This is a genomic window from Pseudomonas sessilinigenes (assembly GCF_003850565.1).
GTDB classification, from domain to species: Bacteria; Pseudomonadota; Gammaproteobacteria; order Pseudomonadales; family Pseudomonadaceae; genus Aquipseudomonas; species Aquipseudomonas sessilinigenes.
Map to the genome: position 1 here is coordinate 1,367,205 of NZ_CP027706.1, position 24,064 is coordinate 1,391,268.

The window sequence follows — 24,064 nt, forward strand, 5'->3', positions numbered from 1 at the left end:
CATGGCTGAGGTTTTGAACTTCGAGCACAACGGCATTACCGTCAATGCCAGCGAATCCCCCGAGGCCATGGGTGGCCTGGGTGACAACGTCATTGGCCTGGTGGGCACCGCGCCCAACGCCCATGCCTCGCTGGCCAAGAACACGCCGATCCGCATCAGCAACTTCAGCACCCAGGCGTTGCTGGACCCTACCGGCGCCGAGGCCGGCACGCTGTTCCAGGCGGTGCTGCAGATCCTCAAGGTGGTCAAGGTGCCGGTCTACGTGGTGATCGTCGACGAGGGCGCGACCCCGGCCGACACCCTGAACAACGTGATCGGCGGCGACGAGGCGGTGACCGGGCGCAAGCTGGGCCTGGCGGCCCTGAGCAGCGTGCCCGAGGACCTGACCATCATCGGCGCCCCGGGCTTCACCGGCAGCAAGGCGGTGGCCGGTGAGTTCGCCGCGTTCGGCAAGCGCATCAAGGCGCGGGTGGTCCTCGATGGCAAGGATGCCTCGGTGGCCGACCAGGTGGCGTACAGCAAGGAACTGGGCGGCGCCGACCTGGGCTTCGACCGTTGCCTGGTGGTGCACAACCTGCCGGCGGTGTACTCCAAGGCGGCCAAGGCCAATGTGTTCCTGGCCCCGTCGAGCCTGGCCATCGCGGCCCTGGCCAAGGTCAAGCAGTGGGAGAGCCCGGGTAACCAGGTGACCTTCGCCGAAGATGTTTCGCGCAGCGTGGAATACAACATCCTCGACACCTCCACCGAGGGCGACCTGCTCAACCGCTACGGCATCAGCTACTACGCACGCACCGTGCTGGGCGGCTTCTCGCTGCTGGGCAACCGCTCCATCACCGGCAAGTTCATCAGCTACGTCGGCCTGGAGGACGCCATCAGCCGCAAGCTGGTCAAGGCCGGGCAGAAGGCCATGGCCAAGAACCTGACCAAGTCGTTCATGGACCAGGAGGTCAAGCGCATCAACGACTGGCTGCAGACCCTGGTGGCCGACGAGACCATCCCGGGCGGCAAGGTCTACTTGCACCCCGAGCTCAACAGCGTCGAGAAGTACAAGAACGGCACCTGGTACGTGGTCATCGACTACGGCCGCTACGCGCCGAACGAGCACATGATTTATCAACTCAATGCCCGCGATGAAATCATCGAGCAGTTCCTGGAGGACGTTCTCTAATGTTTACCAACCGAGTCAGACAGGCCATCGCGGCCACCCTGCAAGGCCTGCCGCTGTCGGCGACGGTGGAGGAGTTCACGCCACCGAAGATCGAGTTCGAGATGCAGGAAATGCGTGGTGGGCGTTTCATCGGCGAGGAAATGGCCAAGGGCGGCAAGGTCCTGGGGGCCAAGCTGGTGCTGCAGGGCGCAGGTCCGGAAATCATGCTGGCCCTGGGCGTCAGCGTGGGTGACGACATCCTGCTCAACGTCCGGGAAGCCGGGCAGGACCAGGACGGCAACACCTACTTCATCTACCACACCGTGGGCGGCAAGTTGAAGTCGCTGGAAGAGGCTCCGCTGAAGATGGGCGAGCAGCCCAAGACCACCCTGGAATTGAGCTGCCGTACCTACAACCGCCTGGAAAACGGCGTGCCGGTGATCGACGTCGATGTGCGCACCCAGAAGTTCATGCTCAACGGGGTCGACATCCTCGGCGCGGCGCGGCGTGCGGTGTTGCTGCCCTAAAAGGCGCGACCCTTCTGCTAATGCCAGTCAGTCAAGCGCGGTGATCCCCTGTAGGAGCAGTTGGTCGACGCTCGATTGCTCGCGAGGGGCGTTAAAGCCAGTGGATAAACCCAGCGCTCTGGCGTCCATCGCGGGCAAGCCTCGCTCCTGCAAGTTCCCCAACTGATCGGCATTGCCCTTCCATGCCTCCGGTGCCTGACGTGTTCTGCCGCCGGCGGCGTTTTTGTTTTTCCAAGGAATTGATCTCATGTCCTGGACACCTCCGGTCCATGTGCTGCTGGCGCCGATTACCGGCGACGATGGCAGCACCCTTGAGCGGATCACGCTCAAGCCTTTGTTCTACGCTGCGCAAAAAGACGCCCTGGCCCGTGCCGGGGATGATGAAGACGATCAGTTCTTCGCCCTGGCCAAGCTCGCCACGGGGCTGTCCGACAAGGAGCTGGACCAGCTCAAACGTCCGGACTACGTGAGCATTGCCCAGTACGTACACGATATGTCGACCCGTCCGACTTCCTACTTCTTGGAGCAGGACGAGCAGGCCGACCCGGACCAGGTACCGCTGCTGTTGCCGCTGGCCCTGGCCGGCCAGGGCCGGACGTCGCTGACCCTGGAGATGCCAGCGCTGCGCGCGACCAGGGTGATGAAGAAACTCGCGACGCCCAAGGAACGGGCCGAGTTCATCACCGCCCATTGCACCGGTCTGATGATCCCGGACCTGGCCATGCTGACCGTGCCGGACTGGACCCAGTTGCAGGTGCGCATCGACGATTTTTTAAACAAACCGGCGGACTTCTTTCGCAGCGCGACATCGAAGTGATCCTCGATGTGGTGCCGCTGATCTACTCGGTGACCGAGGCCGAGATCCTGGAGTGGGACGCCGGCAAGGCAATGCGTCGCTACGACATAGCGATGACCCGCCTGGGCCTGAACAAGGAGTAGCGTGCGATGGCACAAGGTAACTTTTCCCTGAGGTTCGCCGCGGTGCAACAGGCTGGCGGATTGTCCGCCGATGTTGCAGCGACGTTGCAGTGGTCGGCCCCTTTGCCGGAGCGCGATGGCGCCCTTGGCGGCGGGCTCAGGCAGCTGGTTCGCGGGCAGGAACGACTGCTGGCGGTGGTCGAATCCCTAAGGGGCGTGCTGGTCTCCCAGCGTTCGTTGCTGATGACCCTCAATGACCGCCAGGTCCTGGCCGCACCTGCTGCGACGCAGCCAGCCAAGGCCTCGGTGCTGGACAACAAGCCCCTGAGCCATCTCAAGCCGGCCATCGGCCTGGATACCGCGATGGTGGAGCTCAAGCGGGTGCTGCCGCTGACCGCCGAGCAGCAGCGGCAGATGGTGGAGCAGCACATCAAGCTGGCCAACGAACCCTTGGTGGCGCCCACCGGTGCCACGGCCACCGACCTGGTGCGGGTCGGGCTGGCGGCGGCCAAGGCTGGGGTCGGCGTCGAGGGTTCGGGCGCTTCGGCCCAGTACCAGCCGCAGCAGGTGCTGGACTTTGCCCGGGATGCGGCGCTGGTCGGCTCCGGCCTGGAGTTGAAGGTCAAGCAGGCGGGGGACTTGCTGTTGGGCTGGCGCAGTGCGATGCAGCTCGACCGCGGCCAACGCCTGGACCTGGCCGATGCCACCCAGCACTTGGGCAGCGGGCTCAAGGTCTCGGCGGCGGACATCGGTTCGATCCTCGGCCGTTATGGTGGTAACGCCATGGCCGCGGGCATGAGCCCGGAACAAGCGGCCGCGCTGCTGGCCGCCTTGCTCAAGTCGGGGGCCGACCAGGCCAGTGCCGGAGTGGCATTGGCCCAGTTCAGCCAGGCCCTGGTCCAGGGTGACAAGGCCTCGCCGGAGCAGCTTGCGGCCTGGCGTGAGCTCAAGCTCGATCCGCGAGCCGTGGCTCGCGATATGCAAACCCAGGCGCCGCAGACGATCCAGTCGGTGCTTGCGGCGTTGCAGGCGCAACCGGCCGAACGCCAGGGCGCCATCGCCGCGCAGCTGTTCGCCGACAATGGCGCGTTGCAGGCGCTGTTGCCACGCCTGGACGGGCTGGCCCAGGCCTTTGCCTTGGTGGCGGACAAGCCGCAGTACGCCAGCTCGCTGCGGGATGGCCAGGGGGCGGTGGCCAAGGCTGCCCAGGAGGCCGCGCAAACGCCCCAGGCCCAGTGGAACCGCCTCGATGCCCAGGTCGATGGCTTCAAGAGCTCCGTGGGTTCGGCGGTGCTGGCCGACTATGGCAATTCGTTGACCGGCGCTGGGGCGGTGCTGCAGAAGTTCGGCGAACTGGCGCAGATGTTCCCTCATGTGGCCGCTGCCTTGGCGGTCTCGGTGGCTGCGGTTTCGGCGCTGGTGAAGCTCAAGGGCCTCTACACCGATGTCAGTGACCTGTTCTCGTTGGGCAAGAAGCCTCGCGGGCCCCAACCTCCGGCGGGAGGGGCGGGTGGCGGTGGTATTCGCTCACGGCTGGGCCCGGTGTTCTCGCGCATGGCGGGCACGGTTGCGAACCTGGCCGGCAGGAGCGCGGCCGCCGTGCAAGCGGCGGGCAGGGGGCTGGGCGCGGCGGTGTCTGGCCTCGGGACCCGATTGGCCACGATGACCCGGCAGGCTTCTGCCAGGGTGGCTGCCAGCGCCGGGCAGCTGTCATCGCGGTTGGGAACCGCGATGGCCGGGTTGGCCACCCGAGCGACGGCCATGGCGCGCCTGGCCGCTGAGCGGGTGGGTTCCACGATGGGCCGGCGTTTTTCCGGCGGGGCGCCGCGACTTCCAGGAGGGGCCGGGGGCAAGCTGATGGGCAAGCTATTCCGCCCCTTGAGCCTGATCGAGGCTGGAGTCGACCTGGTACAGGGCTGGCGCGAGGGTGACTCCGGCAAGGTCGGGGCCGCCGTGGGTTCGGTCGGCGGTGGCTTGGCGGGCACGTATGCCGGGGCCAGCACCGGAGCGGCGATCGGCACGCTGATCTTCCCGGGTGTCGGTACTGCCATCGGTGGCCTGTTGGGTGGCGCCTTGGGTGGCCTGGCCGGCGGCGAAGCCGGTACCTGGCTCGGTGACAAGCTTGGGCGCCAGGCGGACCGCCTGGCCGCGCCGGCGGCGGTCAGCCAGAACCTGGCGGCAGCCCAGGCGGAGAACCGGCAGATCAACTTTGCCCCGGTGGTGCATATCCACGGCCAGGACCAGGCCAGTGCCCAGCAACTGGCTGACCGGGTGGTTCAGCAACTGCAGGCGCAGTGGCTGCCGCTGATGGGCGATTCACTGGCCGTGCGGCGTGGCGCGGCGTTGACCGATGGAGTGGCGTGATGAAACAGCAGATGGCATTGGGAGATTTCATCTTCGGCCTGTCCCGCAGCTTTGCCTATGACTCCCTGGTGCGCACCACCGATGGGGGCTGGAAGCCCCTGAACATCCTGGTGAGCAAACCGCGCACCAACCAGGGCGGGCAGGGCCTGGAAACCTTGAAAATCACCGGCAAGGCCATGTACGGCGTGGCCATGGCGCGTCTGGACGAGTTGCGCGCCTTGCAAGCCCGCCGCGTGCCGCTGCCGTTGATCGACGGTGTGGGGCGCAACTGGGGGCGTTGGGTGATCAAGAGCGTCACCGAAACCCAGAGCTCGGTCATCGACGACGGTACGGCGATGCTGATCGATTGGGTGCTGGATCTGGAGGAGTTCGTCAATGCGTAGGGCTCGAAGCATCGCCGGCGATTCGGCGAACCTGTTGCTGTACCGCGAATTGGCCCGCAGCGACGACGAGGTCGAGGAGGCGTTCTGGCGCCTCAATCCCGGTCTCGCGGAGTTGGGGCCTGTGTTGCCGGCCGGAGTCTGGGTGCTGCTGCCGGAAGTGGAAGCGCGGCCGCGGGCGCTGGCGCCGGTTTCGGCCTGGGATTGAGGAGGCCACATGACACTTGGATTTACACCCGTGGTGGAGATCTACGGCGCCAACTCGGAGCTGATCATGCAGCGCTTGCTGGATTGGCAGCATGTGGATGCCGCGGGCATCGAGTCCGACCAGCTCAAGCTGACTCTGGACATCGAGGGCCTGGAGGGCCTGCCGAGCCTGGGCGGGAAGATCGGCTTGCGGGTCGGCTATCGGGAAACCGGGTTGGTGGACAAGGGCTTGTTCGTGGTGAACCAGCGCACCCCGTTGCTGTTCCCCATGCGCTTGAAGCTGGTGGCCACCGCCGCGCCCTTTGGCGCGGCCGATGAGAGTGGTTTCCGCCAGCGTCGCAGTGCCAGCCATGGGCCAACGACCCTGGGCGCACTGTTTCGCCAACTGGTCAGCCGCCATGGTTTTTCGCCCCGGGTGGCCCCGGAGCTCGAAGGCAAGGCCATCGAGCACATCGACCAGTCCAACGAGACCGACATGGGCTTCCTGACGCGCCTGGCTCGGCGCTACGACGCGGTCACCAAGCCGATCAACGGGCTCTATGTGCTGGCCCGCAGCGGCCAGGTCAAGTCCCTCTCGGGCAAGCCGCTGGAAGATGTGACGCTGAGCGTGACCCGTGACAACCGACCGGGGGACCGGGCCTTCATCACCGCCTCACTCGATGAGGAAGCACGGATGAAGTACAGCGGTTGCATCACGGCCTGGTGGGACGCTGCGGCGGGTCAGGAGCGGCGGGTGAGCCTGGGGATCAAGCCGTTCAAGACCTTGCGCCAGCGGTATCAGAGCGAGGCCGAGGCACGGGCAGCGGCGGAAGGCGAGATACGCAAGCTGGAGCGGGCGGCGCGCAAGGTCAACATCGACTGCCCGGGCAATCCCGCCCTGGCGGCCGAAGGCTTGCTGCTGCTGGACTCAAGCTGGCCGGGGTTCATGCAGGGGCGCTGGTCGATCGACAAGGTGACGGCCAGCGGCAGCCACGAGCAGAGCTATCGCTGCCTGGTCAACGCCAGCTGCCTGGGTGACTAGGGGCGGGGTGGCGCGTGGCCTGGGCGTTGCGGGCCAGGACGGTTGAAATCAAAGGAGTTGAGAAATGCTCAAAGAATGCAGATGCGGTAGTTGCAAACGACTGCTCGCCCGGGTGGGCGAGTTTACGGAGCTCCAGATCAAGTGCTCGCGTTGCGGCACCTTGAATCATGTGAAGGGCTTGAACCTCGGGCGATCGCCATCGAGCGACATGGCTGCGCAATCCAGCGCGCCAGATCATTGAACTCAATAGGTGAAACTGTGGAAGCTGCAAAAATCGGTAAACACTTTCGTGCGCTGTACCCCAACGGGAGCGTGGTGCAATTGGTCGCCCCTTCGGAGAACACCGACGGCCTGTGCATTCGCTACGCCAACGCCGCTGCCGGCAACGGCTATGTGAACCTCTATGCCTCGCCCAAGGCACCTTCCAGCCCGGGCGATATCGACACTCGTATCGTCTTTTGCAGCAACAACCCGGGGCGTGCCGGCGAGCAGTCCCAGGTGTTCCTGCCCTATCCGCTGCTGATTCCGGCAGGGCACGGTATCTGGGCCAGCAGCGGCAGCTTCCAGGCTGGCGCGGCCCCCACCGGTGGCCTGGGGCTGTCGTGGGATTTGCTGGGCTGACGCCTGGGGCGGGACCGTCCTCTATGTGCGGATAACGGCTTGGATACTGAAGCTGTTGGATGCCGCACGATCTTGCCGCGACAGGCGGCCAAGGCTATTGCCCAAGGCCGATTGGCCGGGCGGTAGCTCTCTGTTTTGTGCCATTAACGACCGCTGGGGCGGTGATCTGCCGCGTGGCTGGTCGGGTGCAAAAAACTTCCCGGGCAAGGGTGTCCGGGGAGCATTTCAATCACAAGGAGAAACAAACATGGCTGAGAAATACATTTCGGTGACCGCCGTGAACGGTCAGGCAGCGCTGGTTTCCGTGGGCAGCGTTTCCAAAGTGATCGACCAGGGTAACTATCGCGTGATCTACCAGGGGTCGGACACCAACAACTACCAGGTCACCAACACCCTGGCGGCGCTGAAGGTGGCGTTGAACGCGGTGTAGGTTGCCGTGGCAGGCAGCGTTCCGTGAGTGTGGCAGTCCTGTGTGGTTGCCATCGAACGCTACGGATCAGAGCCCTGCGCAAGCTGTGGCGTGCACTGGGCACGGGACACCCGGCACAGTGGCAAACGAGAGAGCCTGGAGCTCCGCCTTATCGCCTTTGAGCGACAGACCCTGCGCAATCCTGCGCAGGACAATCGACTTCAAGGTGAAAAAATGGAAGCAGTTCCAGTGGGTAACCACTTCGTATCGATCTATCCGATTCCTGCCGGTATCACCACCATCGTGGACCCGGCCAAGAACACCCATGGCGTCACCCTTCGCACGGGGTACATCGCGCCATCCAACGGCGCCGTCGACCTCTACTGTGGTCAGGTGGCGCCGACAATCCCCGGCGACAGGACCGTGCCCATCATTTTCTCGGGCAATGGCAACAGCGCCGCCGGGTCGCATTCGGAAGTCGTGCTGCCCTATCCGTTGTTCGTTCCTGCGGGTAAAGGGCTGTGGCTGGGGACTTCGGTGCCTGCCAGTACCCCACGACCCGCTGGCATTGCCCTGACCTGGGACTTCCTGGGTTGATCTGCCCCAGGGCCTGGGCCTCACGAGGGTTGAGGGCCCTGGGACGGCTTGTCACTTGCAAGCCATGGGGCCTGGTGTAGGTTAGGCACATGCCCGCCTCATCAGGAGATCAATGTGAAAGAAATCACTCAGCTTGCCGCGGAACTTGGCCGTCGCCTGCAGGTTCTCAATGCCCACGTCAGCACGGCAGAGTCCTGTACCGGGGGCGGGATCGCCGAGGCGATCACCCGGATTCCAGGAAGCTCGGCCTGGTTCGAGGCAGGCTATGTGACCTATTCCAATCGCCAGAAGACCGAGCAACTGGGGGTGCCCAGCGGGCTTTTCGAGTCGGTGGGGGCGGTCAGTCGCGAGGTGGTGGAGGCCATGGCCCGTGGTGCCCAGGTTCGTAGTCGTGCGCGTTTTGCCGTGGCGGTCAGTGGCGTTGCCGGGCCGGATGGCGGTTCACCGCACAAACCCGTGGGCACGGTGTGGCTGGCCTGGGGCGTGGGGGATAGGCTGATTACCGAGTGCCGGCACTTTCCGGGGAACCGGGACGAGGTCCGCCGACAAACGGTGAAGGCCGCCCTAGAGGGGCTGCTGCAACATGCGGCGGCAGAAATCGCAAATCAGGGGTAGGCGATCCTCGAACGCTGTGGAATAATACTGGCTACTTATACAGGTGTTGGCCGTCAGGCCTTATTGATTACGTGAGGACTTTAATGGACGACAACAAGAAGAAAGCCTTGGCTGCGGCCCTGGGTCAGATCGAACGTCAATTCGGCAAGGGTGCCGTAATGCGTATGGGCGATCACGACCGTCAGGCGATCCCGGCCATTTCCACTGGCTCTCTGGGTCTGGACATCGCTCTGGGCATTGGCGGTCTGCCGAAAGGCCGTATCGTTGAAATCTACGGTCCTGAGTCGTCCGGTAAGACTACCCTGACCTTGTCGGTCATTGCACAGGCGCAGAAAGCCGGCGCCACTTGTGCGTTCGTCGACGCCGAACACGCCCTCGATCCAGAATACGCTGGCAAGCTGGGCGTCAATGTCGACGACCTGCTGGTTTCCCAGCCTGACACTGGCGAGCAAGCCCTGGAAATCACCGACATGCTGGTGCGTTCCAACGCGGTTGACGTGATCATCGTCGACTCCGTGGCGGCCCTGGTGCCCAAGGCCGAGATCGAAGGCGAAATGGGTGACATGCACGTGGGCCTGCAGGCTCGCCTGATGTCCCAGGCGCTGCGCAAGATCACCGGCAATATCAAGAACGCCAACTGCCTGGTTATCTTCATCAACCAGATCCGTATGAAGATCGGCGTGATGTTCGGTAGCCCGGAAACCACCACCGGTGGTAACGCCCTGAAGTTCTACGCTTCTGTTCGTCTCGACATCCGCCGTACCGGTGCCGTGAAGGAAGGCGACGAGGTGGTGGGTAGCGAGACCCGGGTCAAGATCGTCAAGAACAAGGTGGCTCCACCGTTCCGTCAGGCTGAGTTCCAGATCCTCTACGGCAAGGGTATCTACCTTAACGGCGAGATCATCGACCTGGGCGTGCTGCATGGTTTCCTGGAGAAATCCGGCGCCTGGTACAGCTACCAGGGCAACAAGATTGGCCAGGGTAAGGCCAACTCTGCCAAGTTCCTGCAGGACAACCCTGAGATCGGCAATGCCCTCGAGAAGCAGATCCGCGACAAGCTGTTGAGCGGTTCGCCGGACCTCAAGTCCAACCCGGTCAAAGAGACCGAAGACGACATGGCCGACGCTGACTTCTGATTGACCCCATGATCGCCGTACTCGATACCCTCGTCGCTGTGCGGCGAGCTGCAATGGACCTGCTCGCGCGACGCGAGCATGGTCGAGTCGAGCTGACGCGTAAACTGCGTCAGCGCGGCGCCTCTCCTGAAATGATCGACACTGCCCTTGACCGCTTGACGGAAGAAGGCTTGTTGTCTGAATCCCGTTATCTTGAAAGTTTCATCTCTTATCGCGCCCGTTCCGGTTATGGACCGATGCGGATCCGTGAGGAACTTGGCCAGCGTGGTTTACAGCGTGTTGATATCGAGCAGGCCTTGCGCGAGTGCGGAATCGACTGGCAAGAGCAATTGCGGGATGTCTGGCAGCGCAAGTTTTCCGGACAATTGCCCGCAGATGCCCGGGAGCGTGCCAAGCAAGGACGTTTCCTGGTTTATCGCGGGTATTCCATGGACATGATCAACCGCTTGCTGAGTCGTCGCAGCCTGGATGATTGAGGCAGTGCCCACTGCAGGGTGCAGTGGGCGGTCGCCGATCAGTTGACCTTGCTGGTTTCCCTTTCCCGTTGAGTTGGTCGGGGCTGATGCCTGGGCCCGTTTTCCGGCAGGTTGATGAAGTCGATCAACTCCCGCAGACGACCATTGTCTCGAGCGTTGAAGGCGAATGACAGTCGCGTCAGGTGACTGAACTGTGCCTCATCCTGTTCCTCAGGGTTGTAGACCTGCTGCTGGAACTGGCCACTCAGGCACAGATCGGCGAATTCGTCCTGCATGACGGCCAATGCTTGCTCATTGAGGGGGTGGTTCATGCGGATGACGAATTGCTGTTTGAGCCAGCGGCTGGAGTGGAAATTGGCATAGAACTGCTGGATTTCCTGCACCGCTTCTTCGGTGCTGTGTACCAGGCGCATCAACTTCATGTCGCTGGGCAGGATATAGCGATTGGCTTCCAGCTGGTCGCGGATGAAGTCCAGCGCGCCTTGCCAGAATTGCCCGCCAGGGGTATCCAGCAGCACCACCGGTACCAACGGGCTCTTGCCGGTCTGGATCAGGGTCAGCACTTCCAGGGCTTCATCGAGGGTGCCAAAGCCCCCAGGACAGAGGACCAGCGCATCGGCTTCCTTGACGAAGAACAGTTTGCGGGTAAAGAAAAAGTGGAATGACAGCAGGTTTTCCGTCCCACCTACGGTCGGGTTGGCGTGCTGCTCGAATGGTAGGGTGATGTTGAAGCCCAGGCTATGTTCCAATCCGGCGCCAGCGTGGGCTGCCGCCATGATGCCGCCACCGGCTCCGGTAATGACCATCAGGTCGGAACGAGCCAAGGCGGCCCCCAATTCCTTGGCCATGGCATACAGCGGGTGTTCGCTGGGGGTGCGTGCCGAGCCGAAGACGGTCACCTTGCGCCGCCCTTTGAACTGTTCCAGCACCCGAAAGGCATGTTCCAGTTCGCGCAGCGCCTGCAGGACGATCTTGGCATTCCAGCGATTGAGATCCTCTTCCGCCATGCGCAGGACAGTAAGGACCATATCGCGGTAGAGGGGGAGATTCGGGCTGTTGGGAGCAACCCGCTTGAGTTGTTCTTCGACCTGGCCTGTGAGGTCGACGCCGTTGCTTTGAAAATGACGGGCCAAGAGGTCATTCGTTTGGTAGGGCATTCAGCTTCTCCTTCTGCACAGAACCTTGCGCACGCTCGACATGTTCGAGCGCGCCACGACACTGCCTGTGTCGCTGCCTGCCTGGTCCAACGCCCGAGCAGTGTTTCGAGCCGATCACCGGTGGGTCGTTGGGTGTGCCCGGCTCATCCTCAGAGGTTCTGCTTTCCTTTATGTGAGAAAAACGTGCACTCAAGACTCAGGTGGCGGACTCCTGGGCCGCCGTTGGGCAGTTGATGGGAACCTTCGAACATGACTTGATCATGTGCCCATAAAGTCTTGGCTGGCAACCGTTTCTTGCTGGGTTTTCAAGGGATGAACGCCGCTTATCAGAACGGGCGGCAACCCTCTGAGGCTCTGATTTACTGAGCTGTAGCGCTTGGCTCGGAAGCGGTATCCGGGAGGCGGTCCAGGTCGCTCTTGTCGGTACAGGCCAAGGGCATGGAGGCGATGGATGACCACTGTGGTGCTGGAAATCGATCCACAGCTTTACCTGCTGTTGCAAGAAGCTGCGCTGGCCCATCGATTGAGCCTGGAAGAGGAGTGCCGGCGCCGATTGGCGGGAGAGGAGCGGCCCTCGAGATACCTGCAGGCCTTGGTAGCGGAGTTGCGCGCCGATGATCAACAGCGGCGCGCAACCCGTACATGATTATTTCTTCTTGGGTGCGCTCTGCGAAGGGCAGTCCGACTCTTGGAAACGCGCCGAAGCGACTGGACGGTTGGTTCGGTTCTCGGTGAACTCGTAACGCATGACCGCGCCCTTGGCCATCAGCTTGCGATAGTTGGGGTTACGGCAGACGCTGGCGCCCAATTGCAGGTAAACCGCCTTGGGGTTGGCGCGCATTTCGGCAGCATGCCCGGCCTGGACGCTGAGGTGGTTGATCAGCTCCTTGCCATCAACGGTATAGCCTTGATCGAGGATATTCTCGTTGATTTCCCGAGGAGTGCCGATGTTGCTCTCTTCTGCGACCTTCTCCAGCATCTTGCTCAGTTCGAACTCTTGCAGGGATGCGGCCTGGACGCCCAGGGGCAGGGCCAGCAGAAGGGCGACGGTAGGAATGGTAAAGCGCAACATGAAACTCTCCTGGTGCAGTGACTGATGCTTCGACCAGTCACTCGACTGTGCGTTCAGTGGCGACGGATTATAGGGGGAGAGTCGGGAAGGCGGTACAGGTTTGCATGGACGGCTCTGATAAACTTCTCGGACTTTTCTTTTCTCGAGTCATTTTCGTGTCGAATCTCTCCCTCCTTTGGTGCGGCCAGCAATGAGCCATGCGGTTTCCCGTTTGCGCGACCAGCGCATGGCTCGTGTGGTCAAGCCCTTTTTAGCCAGGGGTTCCCGGGCTGAGCGTTGCCCTCGTTGCCGGGTGATTCCCACTCATTGCCTGTGTGCCTGGCGGCCAAACGTCAGGAGCGATTCGGCCATGTGCCTGATCATGCACGATGTCGAACCGCTCAAACCGAGCAATACCGGTTGGCTGATTGCCGATGTGGTCACCGATACCTCGGCCTTTCACTGGTCACGTACCGAGGTCGATCCGCAATTGCTGGCCTTGCTCGCCGATCCGCAATGGCAGCCCTATATCGTGTTCCCGGGAGAGTTCGTGGCCCCTGAGCGAGTCGTCAGCGAGGTCAGCCGGGAAGAGGGCAAGCGTCCGTTGTTCATCCTGCTGGACGCGACCTGGAGCGAGGCGCGGAAGATGTTCCGCAAGAGTCCTTACCTGGAGCACTTGCCGGTCTTGAGCCTTTCGTCCGAAAAGCTCTCGCGCTACAAGCTACGGCGTTCCAAGCGTGATGATCATTTCTGCACCGCGGAAGTTGCAGCCTTGTGCCTGGAGTTGGCGGGGGATGAGCAGGTCAGCCAGGTCCTGGATGCCTACCTTGATGTATTCAGCACCCATTACCTGTCAGCGAAGTTCCAGAAAGCGATCGACCCGGATGATGAGGTTCACACTCGACTCAAGCCTTTTGTGTAGAGCTGCCTGCCTGGGATGGTTTTTGTGGCCATAGCTGGGCAACCAGCATTCCGCTGAGCATCAAGGCGCAACCCATGTAGCCGCGCATTTGCAGGGACTCATCCAGCAACCAGGCTCCGGCGATGGCGGCGAATACCGCTTCCAGGGACAGGATGATGGCCGCGTGGGAGGCGATGGCGTGCTTCTGGGCGATGACTTGCAGGGTGTAGCCGATGCCAACGGCAACGACGCCACCATAGAGAATGGCCGGACCGGCACCGACGATGGCCGGCCAATGGATCGGCTCAAGGCACAGGGCAAGGGTCAGGCTCGCTGCCGAGCAGGTGGCAAATTGCAGGAAGGCCAGGCGGATCGGGTCATGCCGGCTGGCGAACAGGCCTACCAGGATCACGTGCCCACCCCAGACGAAAGCCCCGATCAGCTGCAACCAGTCTCCGGAGGCGACATGGAAACCCTCGCCGACACTCAGGAGGAACATGCCCACCACCGCCAGCACCGCCCCAAGCCAGGTGCCCAGTGCAGTCCTGTGGCCAAGCAACAGGCCCAGTAGCGGCACTACAATGACGTAGAGACCGGTAATGAATCCGGCATTGGTGACGCTGGTGAACATCAGCCCGACTTGTTGCAGGTTGATTCCCAGGGCCAGGGCCAGCCCCATGAGCATGCCCCCCCTTAATAGGCCCGGGGTAAGAAAGGGTTCGGCTGGGCGATCGGTTGCAGGCCTACGTAGCACCAGCGGTAAAAGGCAAAGTGAGCCCAAGGCAAAACGCAAGCCGGAATAAAGGAAGGGACCGATGTGATTCATGCCGGAGGTTTGTGCGACAAAAGCCGAACCCCAGATCACTGCGGTAATCAGCATCAGGACATCGGCACGCAAGGCTTGTTTGCGCATGGGAGCTCTCTTATTAGTTAGCGGGCCAAGATGCCGCAAAGCTTGAAACTTGACCACCCCGGCTTCGCTGGGCATGCTTGGCGCCGGTTAGGGCGCCAGCGCTGTTTGAACCGCCTTTTTACTCAGGCTTTTCGCGGCGTTCTTGCTCTTTGGGTACCGCATTCTGGCGAGTACCCTGATTGTTTTGGCCTGGGCTGAATGTATCGGCCCAGCCATGAAAACAGGATCATCTGAAAAATGGCCACATACGAAATCCTGATTGCCGATGACCACCCGCTTTTTCGCAGTGCGCTGCACCAGGCCGTTACCTTGGGCCTGGGGCCTGATGTGCGACTGGTAGAGGTGGCGAGCATCGCCGAACTGGAAACCCGCCTTACCGAAAAAGCCGATTGGGACCTGGTCCTTCTGGACCTGAACATGCCCGGCGCCTATGGCTTTTCCGGGTTGGTGCTACTGCGAGGCCAGTACCCGCAGATTCCGGTTGTGATGGTCTCGGCCCAGGAAGAAGCATCCGTCATGGTCCGTTCCCGCGAGTTCGGTGCCAGTGGCTTCATTCCCAAATCCAGCTCCCTGGAGGTTATCCAGCAAGCCGTGCGCAACGTGCTGGATGGTGATGTCTGGTGGCCGCCGCAAGCCTTCGAAGAAGTCAGCGTCTCGGAAGAGGCCAAGGCCGCTAGCGAAGGCCTGGCGAGCCTGACGCCCCAGCAGTTCCGGGTTCTGACCATGGTGTGCGAAGGTTTGCTGAACAAGCAGATCGCTTATGAGTTGAGTGTGTCGGAGGCGACGATCAAGGCCCATGTGACCGCGATCTTTCGTAAGCTGGGGGTTCGTACCCGTACCCAGGCTGCTTTGCTCCTGCAACAACTTGAGTCAATTTCCGGTCATTGATCGGCGGTTCGTTCACGCTTTTTTGACTTTTGTTGAACTAGTTTCCTCACTCCTTCTTTTCAGTTGCTCTGCTTATGTCGCCTTTCAAAGGTCAAACCGGTCTTAAACGTATCCTCAATGCCGCAGGTTATTCCTTCGATGGCTTGCGCGCGGCTTTCACAGGCGAGGCGGCCTTTCGGCAGCTGGTACTGCTCAATGTGATCCTCGTCCCCCTGAGCTTCCTGCTCAACGTCAGCCGGGTCGAGCGGGCGTTGTTGATCGCCGTGTGCCTGCTGGCGCTGATCGTGGAACTGCTCAACTCGGCGGTAGAAGCGGCCATCGACCGGATTTCCCTGGATCGTCACCCCTTGTCGAAGAACGCCAAGGATATGGGCAGCGCCGCGCAGTTCGTCGCCCTGAGCATGATCACGATCGTCTGGGCGGTCATCCTGATCTAGGGAATGCTTGGCAGGACGATCTCGTCGCTGCGTCGCACGCCTGCCGTGAACGAACGGCACAGCTCCAGGAACTCACGCATGGCCGAGGTCTGGTATTTCTGCTTGTGCCAGATGAAGTAGAACTGCCGGGCCAGGTCCAGGCCCGGTGTCTCCACCGGTACCAGGCTGCCGCGACGAAACGCATCGCGCAGCGCCAGCCGGGAAATACAGCCAATCCCCAATCCTGATTCCACGGCGCGCTTGATGGCCTCGGTGTGTTCGAGCTCCAGGCGAATATTCAGCGCACTACGGTGGTGACGCATGGCCTGGTCGAAGGTCAGGCGTGTTCCCGAACCCTGTTCGCGAAGGATCCAGGCTTCGCGAGTCAGCTCCTCCATGGTGGCGTGGCCGCGTTTGGCCAAGGGGTGTTGCGGTGCGCAGAACACCACCAGCTCGTCCTCGACCCAGCTTTGCACTTCGATGTCCGGGTGATTGCAGTCGCCTTCGATTAGACCCAGATCAATTTCGTAGTGGGCAACCTGTTGCACGATATGCGCAGTGTTCTGCACATGGAGCTTGACCTGACTCTCCGGGTGCACCTGCATGAAGCTGCCGATCAGCAGGGTTGCCAGGTAGTTGCCGATGGTCAGGGTCGCGCCCACCGACAGCGAGCCGAAGCCGGACTTGCCATTGAGCAGGTCTTCGATTTCCTTGGCCTGGTCCAGCAGCGCCACGGCCTGGGGCAGCAATTGCTTGCCCAAGGCATTGAGACTCAGGCGCTTGCCCGCCCGGTCGAACAATTGGCAACTGGACTGGCGCTCGAGTTCGGTGATCGAGGTACTCGCCGCCGATTGCGACAGGGCCAATAGCCCGGCAGCCCGGGAAACGCTCTCTTGCTGGGCGACGGCGACGAAGACTTGGAGTTGACGGATAGTGAATCGCATATCGATATAACCGATAACCCTTATCTTAATAATCCAGTTAACAGATATTGTCGCCGCCATTAGAATGCTGTGCAATTGCGCTCATGGTCAGCGCAGGCAATTTCTAGGAGTCCCCGTACATGAGCAACATGAACCACGAGCGTGTCCTCAGTGTTCATCACTGGAACGACACTCTGTTCAGCTTCAAGTGCACCCGCGATCCGGGCCTGCGCTTCGAGAACGGTCAGTTCGTGATGATCGGCCTGCAACAGCCCAACGGCCGTCCGCTTATGCGTGCCTACTCCATTGCCAGCCCGAACTGGGAAGAGCATCTCGAATTCTTCAGCATCAAGGTTCCTGACGGTCCGCTGACTTCCCAGCTGCAGCACCTGAAGGAAGGCGACGAGATCATCATCAGCAAGAAGCCAACCGGTACCCTGGTACTGGATGACCTGAAGCCAGGCAAGCACCTCTACCTGCTCAGCACCGGTACCGGCCTGGCACCGTTCATGAGCGTAATCCAGGATCCGGAAACCTACGAGCGTTTCGAAAAAGTGATCCTGTGCCACGGCGTACGCTACGTCAATGAAGTCGCCTACCGCGAGTTCATCACCGAGCACCTGCCGCAGAACGAGTTCTTCGGCGAGGCCCTGCGCGAGAAGCTGATCTACTACCCCACCGTGACTCGCGAGCCATTCGAGAACGAAGGCCGCCTGACCGACCTGATGCGCAGCGGCAAGCTGTTCCGGGATATCGGCCTGCCGCCGATCAACCCTCAGGACGACCGCGCCATGCTGTGTGGCAGCCCGAGCATGCTGGATGAAACCAGCGAAGTGCTCAACAGCTTCGGCCTGACCGTCTCGCCACGCATGCGTGAGCCAGGCGACTACCTGATCGAGCGCGCTTTCGTCGAGAAGTAAGCACCCGTATCAGATAAAAAGCCCGCGTTGCCTTTCCAGGCAACGCGGGCTTTTTTGTTTTCGGGTTTCAGTTGGCGGGCACGGCTTCCAGCACCCGGATTAGCCCCGGCTCGGGGTAATGCCAACGTACGTCCAGGTCCCAGAACTGGGCGCCGTATTCTCGCTCGGGGCCAGGTGTCTGGTAGGCCGGGCGAGGGTCCTGGGCCAGGCATTGCTCGATCAGCTCCACCAACGGTTCCTGAAGTCGCAGGGCGTGCATCTTCGCCTGCTCCAATGCCTGGTCTTGCCATTGCACTGGAATGAGCTGCGGCGCGGCGCTGGCGATCTCGTTGTAGGCCCCGCTGACGATGTCGGCATAGGGCACGTAGGGCTTGATGTCCAGGATGGGCGTGCCATCGAGCAGGTCGATGCCGGAAATCCACAGGCGTCCCGCTTCGACCTTGTCCAGCTTGACCACCGACTGGCCGATGCCATTGGGCCTGTGGGTGGCTCTTGTGGCGAAGACGCCCATGGACTTGTTGCCCCCGAGGCGCGGTGGGCGCACCTTGAGCCGGGGTTTGTCTTCCAGGGCCTGGTGGAACAGGAATAGCAGCCAGACGTGGCTGACCTGCTCCAGGCCCTGCACCGCCTCACCTTGATCGAAGGGCGCCACCAGTTCCAGTACGCCGCGGGCCGCCGGGGCCAGTTGCGGTTGGCGTGGAATGGCGAACTTCTCCTTGAAGCAGGAGCGCACGAAGCCGATGGGGGAGACGCTGTAGGCCATGGTCCGGGAAGCTCAGCCGCGTACGCGCAGGGTCAGGCCCTTGAGGAAGTTGCGCAGCAACTGGTCGCCGCAAGGACGGTAGTTGTTGTGGCCGAACTTGCGAAACAGTGCGCTCAGCTCGGGCTTGGATACCGGGAAGTTGGCAGCCTTGAGCACAGCGTGCAGGTCATCTTCCTTGAGTTCGAAGGCGACGCGCAGTTTCTTCAGGATGATGTTGTTGGTCACTGGCAGTTCGACAGGCAGCGGCGGGCGGCTTTCGTCCTTGCCCCGCTTGAAGATCACCAGGCCATCGAGGAAATACGCCATGACCTCGTCAGGGCAATGCACGAAACCTTCTTCCTCGTCTTTCTTCAGGTAGCTGACGATCTGTTCCAGGCTGACGTCGAAGCCGGTGAGCTTGATGATCTCGACGACTTTCTTGTCGCTGATATCGAGCATGTAGCGCACGCTGCGCAGTACATCGTTATGAATCATGTTGGGGTCCTGGTCTATGCGCATGGAGCGCCCGCGCAAGGGCACGGGGCAGGGAAGGCGTTCAGAATTTCTCTTTGGTCGACAGGTAGCGCCACTGGCCCAATGGCACCTTGCCAATGGACACGCCACCGACACGAATACGGCGCATGGCCACGACCTTGAGGCCGACGGCCTGGCAGAGCAGGGCGATCATCCCGGGCTGAGGGTTCTTCAGGGCGAATCGCAGGCGGTTTTCACTCTGCCAGCTGGCTTTCACCGCAGGCAGCTCGCGACCCTTGTAGCTCAGGCCGTGGCTCAGGCGATTGAGGCCATGCTCGATCATTTGCCCGGAAACCTCCACCACATACTCCTGCTCGATCCTGGCGGCATCGGCGGTGAGCTTGCGCAGCACTCGCCAATCCTGGGTGAACACCAGCAGGCCACTGGCGTCCGCCTGCAGGTCCTCACTGGCGCTCAGGCGCACGAAGTGCCCACGCAGCGGACGCTTGCCGAAGCGGTGTTCATCCGACAGGCTGGCGGCATTGATCGAGAGCCGGGCGCTGTCCAGATCCTGGCCAGCCGGTACGTTGAGCAGGATGGTGACCGGTTCCGGTGCCGTGGCTTTGGCTTCGGGGTCTAGCGCTACCTTTTGTGTTCCGACCTTGAACTGTGGCTCATCGATGACTTCACCATCCACGGTGACCCAGCCACCTTCGATGAACAGTTCGGCCTCCCGGCGGGAGCAGCCAACCAGTTCGATAAGGCGTTTGGAAAGGCGAATCGGGTCAGTCATGACGCAAACCATTGCAAAAGAGGGCGACTATTGTACCTGCCTGGCGTCGGTTAATCGCGAGTCCATTTGCGGGCTGTGGCCATTAGCCGCGTCCGACCTGCAACTGCGCAGGTTTCAGGCGCATGTGCAGCAGGGGATAGGGCTGGCCCATGCCGTCCTGCGCCGAACGCCCGACGATCTCGAAGCCCTGCTTGAAGTAGAAGCCCAGGGCCTGGGGGTTCTGCTCATTGACGTCCAGTTGCCGGGCATTCAGGTGCTCCACGGCATAGTTCAGCAACTGTCGCCCCAGGCCCAGGCCGCGGTGGGCGGGATGGATGAACAGCATTTCGACCTTGCCTGCCGCGACGCCGGCGAAACCGGTGATGCGTTGCCGCTGGTCGCGGGTGCAGATCAGCATCACGGCATCCAGGTAGCGGGTCAGCACCAGCTTTCGCAGTTGCTCGATGTAGCTGTCGGGAAGAAAGTCGTGGGTGGCACGTACGGAGGCTTCCCAGACCTGGGTCAGTTCTGCGTAGTCACTGAATTTCGGAGTCTGGATGACCGAATGTTGGCGCATGCCGCCTGCTCCTGGGTTAAGGATTGACGCGTAGTCCAGAGCAAACGATAGACCCAAAAAAGCCCCGCATCTCGTCGCGAGAGCGGGGCTCGGCAGTTTTTTTACGCCTTACAGGATCTGGGCCCAGAGATCGTACTCGTCGGCGTCGGTCACCCGGCAGCGGACCTTGTCGCCCGGCTTCAGGTGGCTGGCATTGTCGATGAACACGTTGCCGTCGATCTCAGGGGCATCGAAGAAGCAGCGGCCTACGGCGCCTTGCTCGTCGACTTCGTCGATCAGTACTTCGATTTCCTTGCCGACGCGCTGTTGCAGGCGCGCCGAGCTGATTTCCTGCTGGTGCGCCATGAAGCGCTCCCAACGATCCTGCTTGACGTCGTCCGGCACCACTTCCAGGTCCAGGTCGTTGGCCGGGGCGCCTTCTACCGGCGAGTACTGGAAGCAGCCGACGCGGTCCAGCTGGGCCTCGGTCAGCCAGTCCAGCAGGTACTGGAAGTCTTCCTCGGTTTCGCCGGGGAAACCGACGATGAAGGTGGAGCGGATGATCAGCTCGGGGCAGATCTCGCGCCAGGCCTTGATGCGGGCCAAGGTCTTGTCTTCGAAGGCCGGGCGCTTCATGGCCTTGAGCACTTTCGGGCTGGCGTGCTGGAACGGGATGTCCAGGTACGGCAGGATCTTGCCGGCGGCCATCAGTGGGATCAACTCGTCGACGTGCGGATACGGGTAGACATAGTGCAGGCGGACCCAGACGCCCAGGGTGCTCAGGGCTTCGCAGAGTTCGGTCATGCGGGTCTTGACCGGTGCGCCGTTCCAGAAACCGGTGCGGTACTTGACGTCGACGCCATAGGCGCTGGTGTCCTGGGAAATCACCAGCAGTTCCTTGACCCCGGACTTGACCAGGCGCTGGGCCTCGTCAAGCACGTCGCCCACCGGGCGGCTGACCAGCTTGCCGCGCATCGACGGGATGATGCAGAAGCTGCAGCTGTGGTTGCAGCCTTCGGAAATCTTCAGGTAGGCGTAGTGCCGTGGGGTCAGCTTGATACCTTGTGGCGGCACCAGGTCGATCAGCGGGTTGTGGTCCTGCTTGGGCGGTACCACTTCATGCACGGCGCTGACGACCTGTTCGTACTGCTGTGGTCCGGTTACAGCCAGCACGCTGGGGTGCACATCACGGATATTGCCTTCTTCCACGCCCATGCAGCCGGTCACGATGACCTTGCCGTTTTCCTTGATCGCTTCGCCGATCACTTCCAGGGATTCGGCCTTGGCCGAGTCGATGAAGCCGCAAGTGTTGACCACCACGACGTCGGCGTCCTGGTAGGTGGACACCACGTCATAACCTTCCATGCGCAGTTGAGTGAGGATGCGCTCGGAGTCGACCAGAGCCTTGGGGCAACCCAGGGAAACGAAGCCGACCTTGGGGTTGGCTGGCGCAGTAGGGGTGGACATGTCTAACCTCGGTATAGGTGTCTGGCCGCTCGGCGATCTGGATGGATGCGCTGGCGGTGAACGGGCGCTTTGGGCGCCTCTGATCAAAAAGTGCGCAATTCTAGCGATGAGCAGCGCACTTGACCAGCTTTATGCGGGGAAATACGACGAGTGCTGCGCTATGCTTCGCGCCGTTGCATGCATGAGAATTCTTGCAGTCAATCAAACGTCTGTAACAACAAGTAAAGCCGCACATGCTGCAATACCAAAGCATAGCGTTTCATTCTAAAAAGCCGGGTCTGGAATCAGGAGTATTGGATGGGTCAGGCAAGTAGTCAGGCGGCGGGCGCCGAGCATTCGGCCGCACGGCCGTTGAGCATGCTGGTCGCCGCGGTAGGGGTGGTTTATGGCGACATCGGTACCAGCCCGCTCTATACCCTCAAAGAAGTCTTTTCCGGCAGTTATGGTGTCCAGGTCAACCACGATGGCGTATTCGGCATCCTGGCGCTGATCTTCTGGTCGCTGGTCTGGGTCGTCTCGATCAAGTACGTGCTGTTCATCCTGCGCGCCGACAACCAGGGCGAGGGCGGGATCATGGCCCTGACGGCATTGGCCCGTCGGGCATCGGCGTCGTATCCGCGACTGCGTTCGGTGCTGGTGATCCTTGGCCTGATCGGCGCCTCGTTGTTTTATGGCGACAGCATGATTACCCCGGCGATCTCGGTGCTCTCGGCGGTCGAGGGGCTGGAGCTGGCGTTCAGTGGCCTGGAGCATTGGGTCGTGCCGTTGGCGTTGGTGGTCTTGGTGGCACTGTTCCTGATCCAGAAACACGGTACCGACCGCATCGGCAAGCTGTTCGGTCCGGTGATGGTGGCCTGGTTCCTGGTCCTTGGAGGCTTGGGTATCCACGGTATCGCCCAGCATCCGGAAGTGCTGCAGGCGTTGAACCCTGTATGGGCCGTGCGCTTCTTCATCTCCCATCCGGGCATGGGTGTGGCGATCCTGGGGGCCGTAGTACTGGCCCTGACCGGTGCCGAGGCGCTGTATGCCGACATGGGCCACTTCGGGCGCAAGCCCATTGCCCGGGCCTGGTTCGCCCTGGTGCTGCCGGCGCTGGTACTGAACTACTTCGGCCAGGGCGCGTTGCTGCTGGAAAACCCCGAGGCGGCACGCAACCCGTTCTACCTGCTGGCACCGAGCTGGGCCCTGATCCCGCTGGTGGGGCTGGCGACCCTGGCCACGGTGATCGCCTCCCAGGCGGTGATATCCGGGGCCTTTTCCCTGACTCGCCAGGCCATCCAGCTGGGGTACATCCCGCGGATGTACATCCAGCACACTTCCAGTGCCGAGCAAGGACAGATCTACATCGGTGCGGTGAACTGGTCGCTGATGGTCGGGGTGATCCTGCTGGTGCTGGGCTTCGAGTCCTCCGGCGCCCTGGCCTCGGCCTATGGCGTGGCGGTGACCGGCACCATGCTGATCACCAGCATCCTGGTGTCGGCGGTGATGCTGTTGCTGTGGAAGTGGTCGCCGGTACTGATCATGCCGATCCTGCTGGGCTTCCTGCTGGTGGATGGGCTGTTTTTCGCCGCCAACGTACCGAAGATCGTCCAGGGCGGTGCCTTCCCGGTGCTGGCGGGGATCGTGCTGTTCGTCCTGATGACCACCTGGAAACGCGGCAAGGAGCTGTTGGTGGATCGCCTGGACGAAGGGGGGCTGCCATTGCCGATCTTCATCGGCAGCATCCGCGTGCAGCCACCGCATCGGGTACAGGGCACCGCGGTGTTCCTCACTGCTCGTCCGGATGCCGTGCCCCATGCCTTGCTGCATAACCTGTTGCACAACCAGGTGCTGCATGAGCAAGTGGTGTTGCTGACGGTGGTCTACGAGGACATTCCGCGGGTGCCGACCCAACGCCGGTTCGAGGTGGACTCCTACGGCGAAGGCTTCTTCCGGGTGATCCTGCACTTTGGCTTCACCGACGAGCCGGACGTGCCTGAAGCGCTGAAGCTGTGCCATCTGGACGAGCTGGACTTCAGCCCGATGCGCACCACCTATTTCCTCAGTCGCGAGACGGTGATCGCCTCCAAGCTGGTGGGCATGGCCCGCTGGCGCGAAGTGCTGTTCGCCTTCATGTTGAAGAACGCCAACGGCAACCTGCGCTTCTTCAAGCTGCCGGTGAACCGGGTGATCGAGCTGGGAACCCAGGTCGAGATCTGAGGCCGCCCAAACAAAAAGCCCCCGCCTGGCTCAGTGTAGGAGCAAGGCTTGCCCGCGATGGACTTCAGAGCGCTGCGTTTACCCAGTAGACACGTGCTACGACCATCGCGAGCAATCGAGCGTCGACCGGCTGCTCCTAAACGGGATCAAGCACTACCACCTGGCGGGGGCCTTTTTGTGCCTGCCTATAGGGCGGGCGGTGTTGTACCAGGCGAAAAAAAGCCCTCGCTGGGAGGGCTTCTATTTTGCGGGTGTCACCGTGTCCGG

The 24,064-nt window shown here is 61.9% G+C and carries 30 protein-coding genes; 21 read left to right on the top strand and 9 right to left on the bottom strand.

Annotated elements, in window-relative coordinates:
* The first annotated feature begins 1 nt into the window (after position 1).
* The 15 genes from C4K39_RS06270 to recX all read left to right on the top strand — a co-directional run bounded on the left by C4K39_RS06270 (position 2) and on the right by recX (position 10,418).
* A complete protein-coding gene (locus tag C4K39_RS06270) occupies positions 2 to 1,168 on the top strand; it encodes a phage tail sheath protein (protein WP_022642636.1) in 1,167 nt (388 codons plus the stop codon).
* Positions 1,168 to 1,674 carry a phage major tail tube protein gene (locus C4K39_RS06275; RefSeq protein ID WP_068580522.1) on the top strand — a complete coding sequence of 169 codons (507 nt, stop codon included), beginning with the start codon at positions 1,168 to 1,170 and terminating at the stop codon, positions 1,672 to 1,674. The genes C4K39_RS06270 and C4K39_RS06275 overlap by 1 nt, the downstream gene beginning before the upstream one ends.
* Before the next feature lie 247 nt (positions 1,675 to 1,921).
* Positions 1,922 to 2,491, top strand: coding sequence for a phage tail assembly protein (locus tag C4K39_RS06280; RefSeq protein ID WP_124345892.1), 570 nt, complete (start codon positions 1,922 to 1,924; stop codon positions 2,489 to 2,491).
* The gene (locus C4K39_RS31945) at positions 2,488 to 2,613 is read left to right on the top strand and encodes a hypothetical protein (RefSeq protein WP_022642640.1); all 126 of its coding nucleotides are present in this window, start codon (positions 2,488 to 2,490) and stop codon (positions 2,611 to 2,613) included. The genes C4K39_RS06280 and C4K39_RS31945 overlap by 4 nt, the downstream gene beginning before the upstream one ends.
* A gap of 6 nt (positions 2,614 to 2,619) precedes the next feature.
* Positions 2,620 to 4,956 carry a phage tail tape measure protein gene (locus C4K39_RS06285; RefSeq protein WP_124345893.1) on the top strand — a complete coding sequence of 779 codons (2,337 nt, stop codon included), beginning with the start codon at positions 2,620 to 2,622 and terminating at the stop codon, positions 4,954 to 4,956.
* Complete coding sequence (locus tag C4K39_RS06290) at positions 4,956 to 5,339, top strand: phage tail protein (protein ID WP_068580530.1); 384 nt, start codon at positions 4,956 to 4,958, stop codon at positions 5,337 to 5,339. Before C4K39_RS06285 ends, C4K39_RS06290 begins: the two co-directional genes overlap by 1 nt.
* On the top strand, positions 5,332 to 5,544 hold the full coding sequence (locus C4K39_RS06295; RefSeq protein WP_022642643.1) for a tail protein X: 213 nt from the start codon (positions 5,332 to 5,334) through the stop codon (positions 5,542 to 5,544). Before C4K39_RS06290 ends, C4K39_RS06295 begins: the two co-directional genes overlap by 8 nt.
* Positions 5,545 to 5,553: 9 nt before the next feature.
* Complete coding sequence (locus C4K39_RS06300) at positions 5,554 to 6,564, top strand: contractile injection system protein, VgrG/Pvc8 family (RefSeq protein WP_124345894.1); 1,011 nt, start codon at positions 5,554 to 5,556, stop codon at positions 6,562 to 6,564.
* A gap of 64 nt (positions 6,565 to 6,628) precedes the next feature.
* Positions 6,629 to 6,805, top strand: a complete 177-nt coding sequence (locus C4K39_RS06305; protein ID WP_083236101.1) for a Com family DNA-binding transcriptional regulator — start codon at positions 6,629 to 6,631, stop codon at positions 6,803 to 6,805.
* A gap of 17 nt (positions 6,806 to 6,822) precedes the next feature.
* On the top strand, positions 6,823 to 7,185 hold the full coding sequence (locus C4K39_RS06310; protein WP_176719837.1) for a hypothetical protein: 363 nt from the start codon (positions 6,823 to 6,825) through the stop codon (positions 7,183 to 7,185).
* A 247-nt stretch (positions 7,186 to 7,432) separates the two neighbouring features.
* Complete coding sequence (locus tag C4K39_RS06315; protein WP_124345895.1) at positions 7,433 to 7,615, top strand: hypothetical protein; 183 nt, start codon at positions 7,433 to 7,435, stop codon at positions 7,613 to 7,615.
* A gap of 213 nt (positions 7,616 to 7,828) precedes the next feature.
* Positions 7,829 to 8,191, top strand: coding sequence for a hypothetical protein (locus C4K39_RS06320; RefSeq protein WP_068580535.1), 363 nt, complete (start codon positions 7,829 to 7,831; stop codon positions 8,189 to 8,191).
* A gap of 114 nt (positions 8,192 to 8,305) precedes the next feature.
* Positions 8,306 to 8,806 carry a CinA family protein gene (locus C4K39_RS06325; RefSeq protein WP_124345896.1) on the top strand — a complete coding sequence of 167 codons (501 nt, stop codon included), beginning with the start codon at positions 8,306 to 8,308 and terminating at the stop codon, positions 8,804 to 8,806.
* Positions 8,807 to 8,889: 83 nt separating this feature from the next.
* Positions 8,890 to 9,942: a recombinase RecA gene (recA, locus tag C4K39_RS06330; RefSeq protein ID WP_068580539.1), complete on the top strand. Its 1,053-nt coding sequence runs from the start codon at positions 8,890 to 8,892 to the stop codon at positions 9,940 to 9,942.
* An 8-nt stretch (positions 9,943 to 9,950) separates the two neighbouring features.
* Positions 9,951 to 10,418, top strand: a complete 468-nt coding sequence (recX, locus tag C4K39_RS06335; protein ID WP_124345897.1) for a recombination regulator RecX — start codon at positions 9,951 to 9,953, stop codon at positions 10,416 to 10,418.
* Between the two features lie 38 nt (positions 10,419 to 10,456).
* Here recX and C4K39_RS06340 read toward each other — a convergent pair whose 3' ends face one another.
* On the bottom strand, positions 10,457 to 11,575 hold the full coding sequence (locus tag C4K39_RS06340; RefSeq protein ID WP_124345898.1) for an LOG family protein: 1,119 nt from the start codon (positions 11,573 to 11,575) through the stop codon (positions 10,457 to 10,459).
* Between the two features lie 451 nt (positions 11,576 to 12,026).
* Here C4K39_RS06340 and C4K39_RS06345 point away from each other — a divergent pair, with 451 nt between their 5' ends.
* Positions 12,027 to 12,221 carry a hypothetical protein gene (locus C4K39_RS06345; protein ID WP_124345899.1) on the top strand — a complete coding sequence of 65 codons (195 nt, stop codon included), beginning with the start codon at positions 12,027 to 12,029 and terminating at the stop codon, positions 12,219 to 12,221.
* On the opposite strand, the gene C4K39_RS06350 is transcribed toward C4K39_RS06345, so the two are convergent.
* Positions 12,222 to 12,647, bottom strand: coding sequence for a quorum-sensing-regulated virulence factor family protein (locus tag C4K39_RS06350; RefSeq protein ID WP_068580547.1), 426 nt, complete (start codon positions 12,645 to 12,647; stop codon positions 12,222 to 12,224).
* A gap of 190 nt (positions 12,648 to 12,837) precedes the next feature.
* Between C4K39_RS06350 and C4K39_RS06355 the strand changes: the two genes are divergently transcribed.
* The gene (locus C4K39_RS06355) at positions 12,838 to 13,548 is read left to right on the top strand and encodes a tRNA-uridine aminocarboxypropyltransferase (protein ID WP_068580549.1); all 711 of its coding nucleotides are present in this window, start codon (positions 12,838 to 12,840) and stop codon (positions 13,546 to 13,548) included.
* Here the strand turns inward: C4K39_RS06355 and C4K39_RS06360 are convergent.
* Positions 13,532 to 14,440 (bottom strand): DMT family transporter, encoded by a 909-nt coding sequence (locus C4K39_RS06360; RefSeq protein WP_124345900.1) that lies wholly within the window; start codon positions 14,438 to 14,440, stop codon positions 13,532 to 13,534. The genes C4K39_RS06355 and C4K39_RS06360 overlap by 17 nt on opposite strands.
* A gap of 237 nt (positions 14,441 to 14,677) precedes the next feature.
* Between C4K39_RS06360 and erdR the strand changes: the two genes are divergently transcribed.
* Entirely contained in the window at positions 14,678 to 15,328 is a 651-nt protein-coding gene (erdR, locus tag C4K39_RS06365) for a response regulator transcription factor ErdR (RefSeq protein ID WP_068580553.1), read from the top strand.
* 68 nt (positions 15,329 to 15,396) lie between these two features.
* On the top strand, positions 15,397 to 15,765 hold the full coding sequence (locus tag C4K39_RS06370; protein ID WP_176719838.1) for a diacylglycerol kinase: 369 nt from the start codon (positions 15,397 to 15,399) through the stop codon (positions 15,763 to 15,765).
* Here C4K39_RS06370 and C4K39_RS06375 read toward each other — a convergent pair.
* Positions 15,762 to 16,688, bottom strand: a complete 927-nt coding sequence (locus C4K39_RS06375) for a LysR family transcriptional regulator (RefSeq protein WP_068580557.1) — start codon at positions 16,686 to 16,688, stop codon at positions 15,762 to 15,764. The two genes, C4K39_RS06370 and C4K39_RS06375, sit on opposite strands and share 4 nt — an antisense overlap.
* A gap of 119 nt (positions 16,689 to 16,807) precedes the next feature.
* On the opposite strand from C4K39_RS06375, the gene fpr reads away from it, so the two are divergent.
* Positions 16,808 to 17,587 (top strand): ferredoxin-NADP reductase, encoded by a 780-nt coding sequence (gene fpr, locus C4K39_RS06380; protein ID WP_003198368.1) that lies wholly within the window; start codon positions 16,808 to 16,810, stop codon positions 17,585 to 17,587.
* Positions 17,588 to 17,654: 67 nt separating this feature from the next.
* Here fpr and tsaA read toward each other — a convergent pair whose 3' ends face one another.
* The 5 genes from tsaA to rimO form a co-directional block, all read right to left on the bottom strand.
* Positions 17,655 to 18,350 (bottom strand): tRNA (N6-threonylcarbamoyladenosine(37)-N6)-methyltransferase TrmO, encoded by a 696-nt coding sequence (gene tsaA, locus C4K39_RS06385; RefSeq protein ID WP_124345901.1) that lies wholly within the window; start codon positions 18,348 to 18,350, stop codon positions 17,655 to 17,657.
* 12 nt (positions 18,351 to 18,362) lie between these two features.
* Positions 18,363 to 18,824 carry a YehS family protein gene (locus C4K39_RS06390; protein WP_068580561.1) on the bottom strand — a complete coding sequence of 154 codons (462 nt, stop codon included), beginning with the start codon at positions 18,822 to 18,824 and terminating at the stop codon, positions 18,363 to 18,365.
* A 61-nt stretch (positions 18,825 to 18,885) separates the two neighbouring features.
* Positions 18,886 to 19,596: an rRNA pseudouridine synthase gene (locus C4K39_RS06395; protein ID WP_068580563.1), complete on the bottom strand. Its 711-nt coding sequence runs from the start codon at positions 19,594 to 19,596 to the stop codon at positions 18,886 to 18,888.
* Positions 19,597 to 19,678: 82 nt separating this feature from the next.
* Complete coding sequence (locus C4K39_RS06400) at positions 19,679 to 20,152, bottom strand: GNAT family N-acetyltransferase (protein WP_068580565.1); 474 nt, start codon at positions 20,150 to 20,152, stop codon at positions 19,679 to 19,681.
* 108 nt (positions 20,153 to 20,260) lie between these two features.
* Positions 20,261 to 21,598 carry a 30S ribosomal protein S12 methylthiotransferase RimO gene (gene rimO, locus C4K39_RS06405; RefSeq protein WP_124345902.1) on the bottom strand — a complete coding sequence of 446 codons (1,338 nt, stop codon included), beginning with the start codon at positions 21,596 to 21,598 and terminating at the stop codon, positions 20,261 to 20,263.
* A 357-nt stretch (positions 21,599 to 21,955) separates the two neighbouring features.
* Between rimO and C4K39_RS06415 the strand changes: the two genes are divergently transcribed.
* A complete protein-coding gene (locus C4K39_RS06415; RefSeq protein WP_430736135.1) occupies positions 21,956 to 23,797 on the top strand; it encodes a potassium transporter Kup in 1,842 nt (613 codons plus the stop codon).
* The last annotated feature ends 267 nt before the right edge of the window (positions 23,798 to 24,064 follow it).

Excerpts from the sequence above, each read along its gene's own strand:
- recX (WP_124345897.1), top strand. The coding sequence starts at position 9,951 with ATGATCGCCGTACTCGATACCCTCGTCGCTGTGCGGCGAGCTGCAATG.
- C4K39_RS06345 (WP_124345899.1), top strand. The coding sequence starts at position 12,027 with ATGACCACTGTGGTGCTGGAAATCGATCCACAGCTTTACCTGCTGTTG.
- C4K39_RS06275 (WP_068580522.1), top strand. The coding sequence starts at position 1,168 with ATGTTTACCAACCGAGTCAGACAGGCCATCGCGGCCACCCTGCAAGGC.
- C4K39_RS06305 (WP_083236101.1), top strand. The coding sequence starts at position 6,629 with ATGCTCAAAGAATGCAGATGCGGTAGTTGCAAACGACTGCTCGCCCGG.
- fpr (WP_003198368.1), top strand. The coding sequence starts at position 16,808 with ATGAGCAACATGAACCACGAGCGTGTCCTCAGTGTTCATCACTGGAAC.
- C4K39_RS06350 (WP_068580547.1), bottom strand. The coding sequence starts at position 12,647 with ATGTTGCGCTTTACCATTCCTACCGTCGCCCTTCTGCTGGCCCTGCCC.
- C4K39_RS06290 (WP_068580530.1), top strand. The coding sequence starts at position 4,956 with ATGAAACAGCAGATGGCATTGGGAGATTTCATCTTCGGCCTGTCCCGC.
- C4K39_RS06270 (WP_022642636.1), top strand. The coding sequence starts at position 2 with ATGGCTGAGGTTTTGAACTTCGAGCACAACGGCATTACCGTCAATGCC.
- C4K39_RS06315 (WP_124345895.1), top strand. The coding sequence starts at position 7,433 with ATGGCTGAGAAATACATTTCGGTGACCGCCGTGAACGGTCAGGCAGCG.
- recA (WP_068580539.1), top strand. The coding sequence starts at position 8,890 with ATGGACGACAACAAGAAGAAAGCCTTGGCTGCGGCCCTGGGTCAGATC.
- C4K39_RS06280 (WP_124345892.1), top strand. The coding sequence starts at position 1,922 with ATGTCCTGGACACCTCCGGTCCATGTGCTGCTGGCGCCGATTACCGGC.
- C4K39_RS06395 (WP_068580563.1), bottom strand. The coding sequence starts at position 19,596 with ATGACTGACCCGATTCGCCTTTCCAAACGCCTTATCGAACTGGTTGGC.
- C4K39_RS06340 (WP_124345898.1), bottom strand. The coding sequence starts at position 11,575 with ATGCCCTACCAAACGAATGACCTCTTGGCCCGTCATTTTCAAAGCAAC.
- tsaA (WP_124345901.1), bottom strand. The coding sequence starts at position 18,350 with ATGGCCTACAGCGTCTCCCCCATCGGCTTCGTGCGCTCCTGCTTCAAG.
- erdR (WP_068580553.1), top strand. The coding sequence starts at position 14,678 with ATGGCCACATACGAAATCCTGATTGCCGATGACCACCCGCTTTTTCGC.
- C4K39_RS06360 (WP_124345900.1), bottom strand. The coding sequence starts at position 14,440 with ATGCGCAAACAAGCCTTGCGTGCCGATGTCCTGATGCTGATTACCGCA.
- C4K39_RS06355 (WP_068580549.1), top strand. The coding sequence starts at position 12,838 with ATGAGCCATGCGGTTTCCCGTTTGCGCGACCAGCGCATGGCTCGTGTG.
- C4K39_RS06320 (WP_068580535.1), top strand. The coding sequence starts at position 7,829 with ATGGAAGCAGTTCCAGTGGGTAACCACTTCGTATCGATCTATCCGATT.
- C4K39_RS06400 (WP_068580565.1), bottom strand. The coding sequence starts at position 20,152 with ATGCGCCAACATTCGGTCATCCAGACTCCGAAATTCAGTGACTACGCA.
- C4K39_RS06390 (WP_068580561.1), bottom strand. The coding sequence starts at position 18,824 with ATGATTCATAACGATGTACTGCGCAGCGTGCGCTACATGCTCGATATC.
- C4K39_RS06375 (WP_068580557.1), bottom strand. The coding sequence starts at position 16,688 with ATGCGATTCACTATCCGTCAACTCCAAGTCTTCGTCGCCGTCGCCCAG.
- rimO (WP_124345902.1), bottom strand. The coding sequence starts at position 21,598 with ATGTCCACCCCTACTGCGCCAGCCAACCCCAAGGTCGGCTTCGTTTCC.
- C4K39_RS06415 (WP_430736135.1), top strand. The coding sequence starts at position 21,956 with ATGCTGGTCGCCGCGGTAGGGGTGGTTTATGGCGACATCGGTACCAGC.
- C4K39_RS06300 (WP_124345894.1), top strand. The coding sequence starts at position 5,554 with ATGACACTTGGATTTACACCCGTGGTGGAGATCTACGGCGCCAACTCG.
- C4K39_RS06285 (WP_124345893.1), top strand. The coding sequence starts at position 2,620 with ATGGCACAAGGTAACTTTTCCCTGAGGTTCGCCGCGGTGCAACAGGCT.
- C4K39_RS06295 (WP_022642643.1), top strand. The coding sequence starts at position 5,332 with ATGCGTAGGGCTCGAAGCATCGCCGGCGATTCGGCGAACCTGTTGCTG.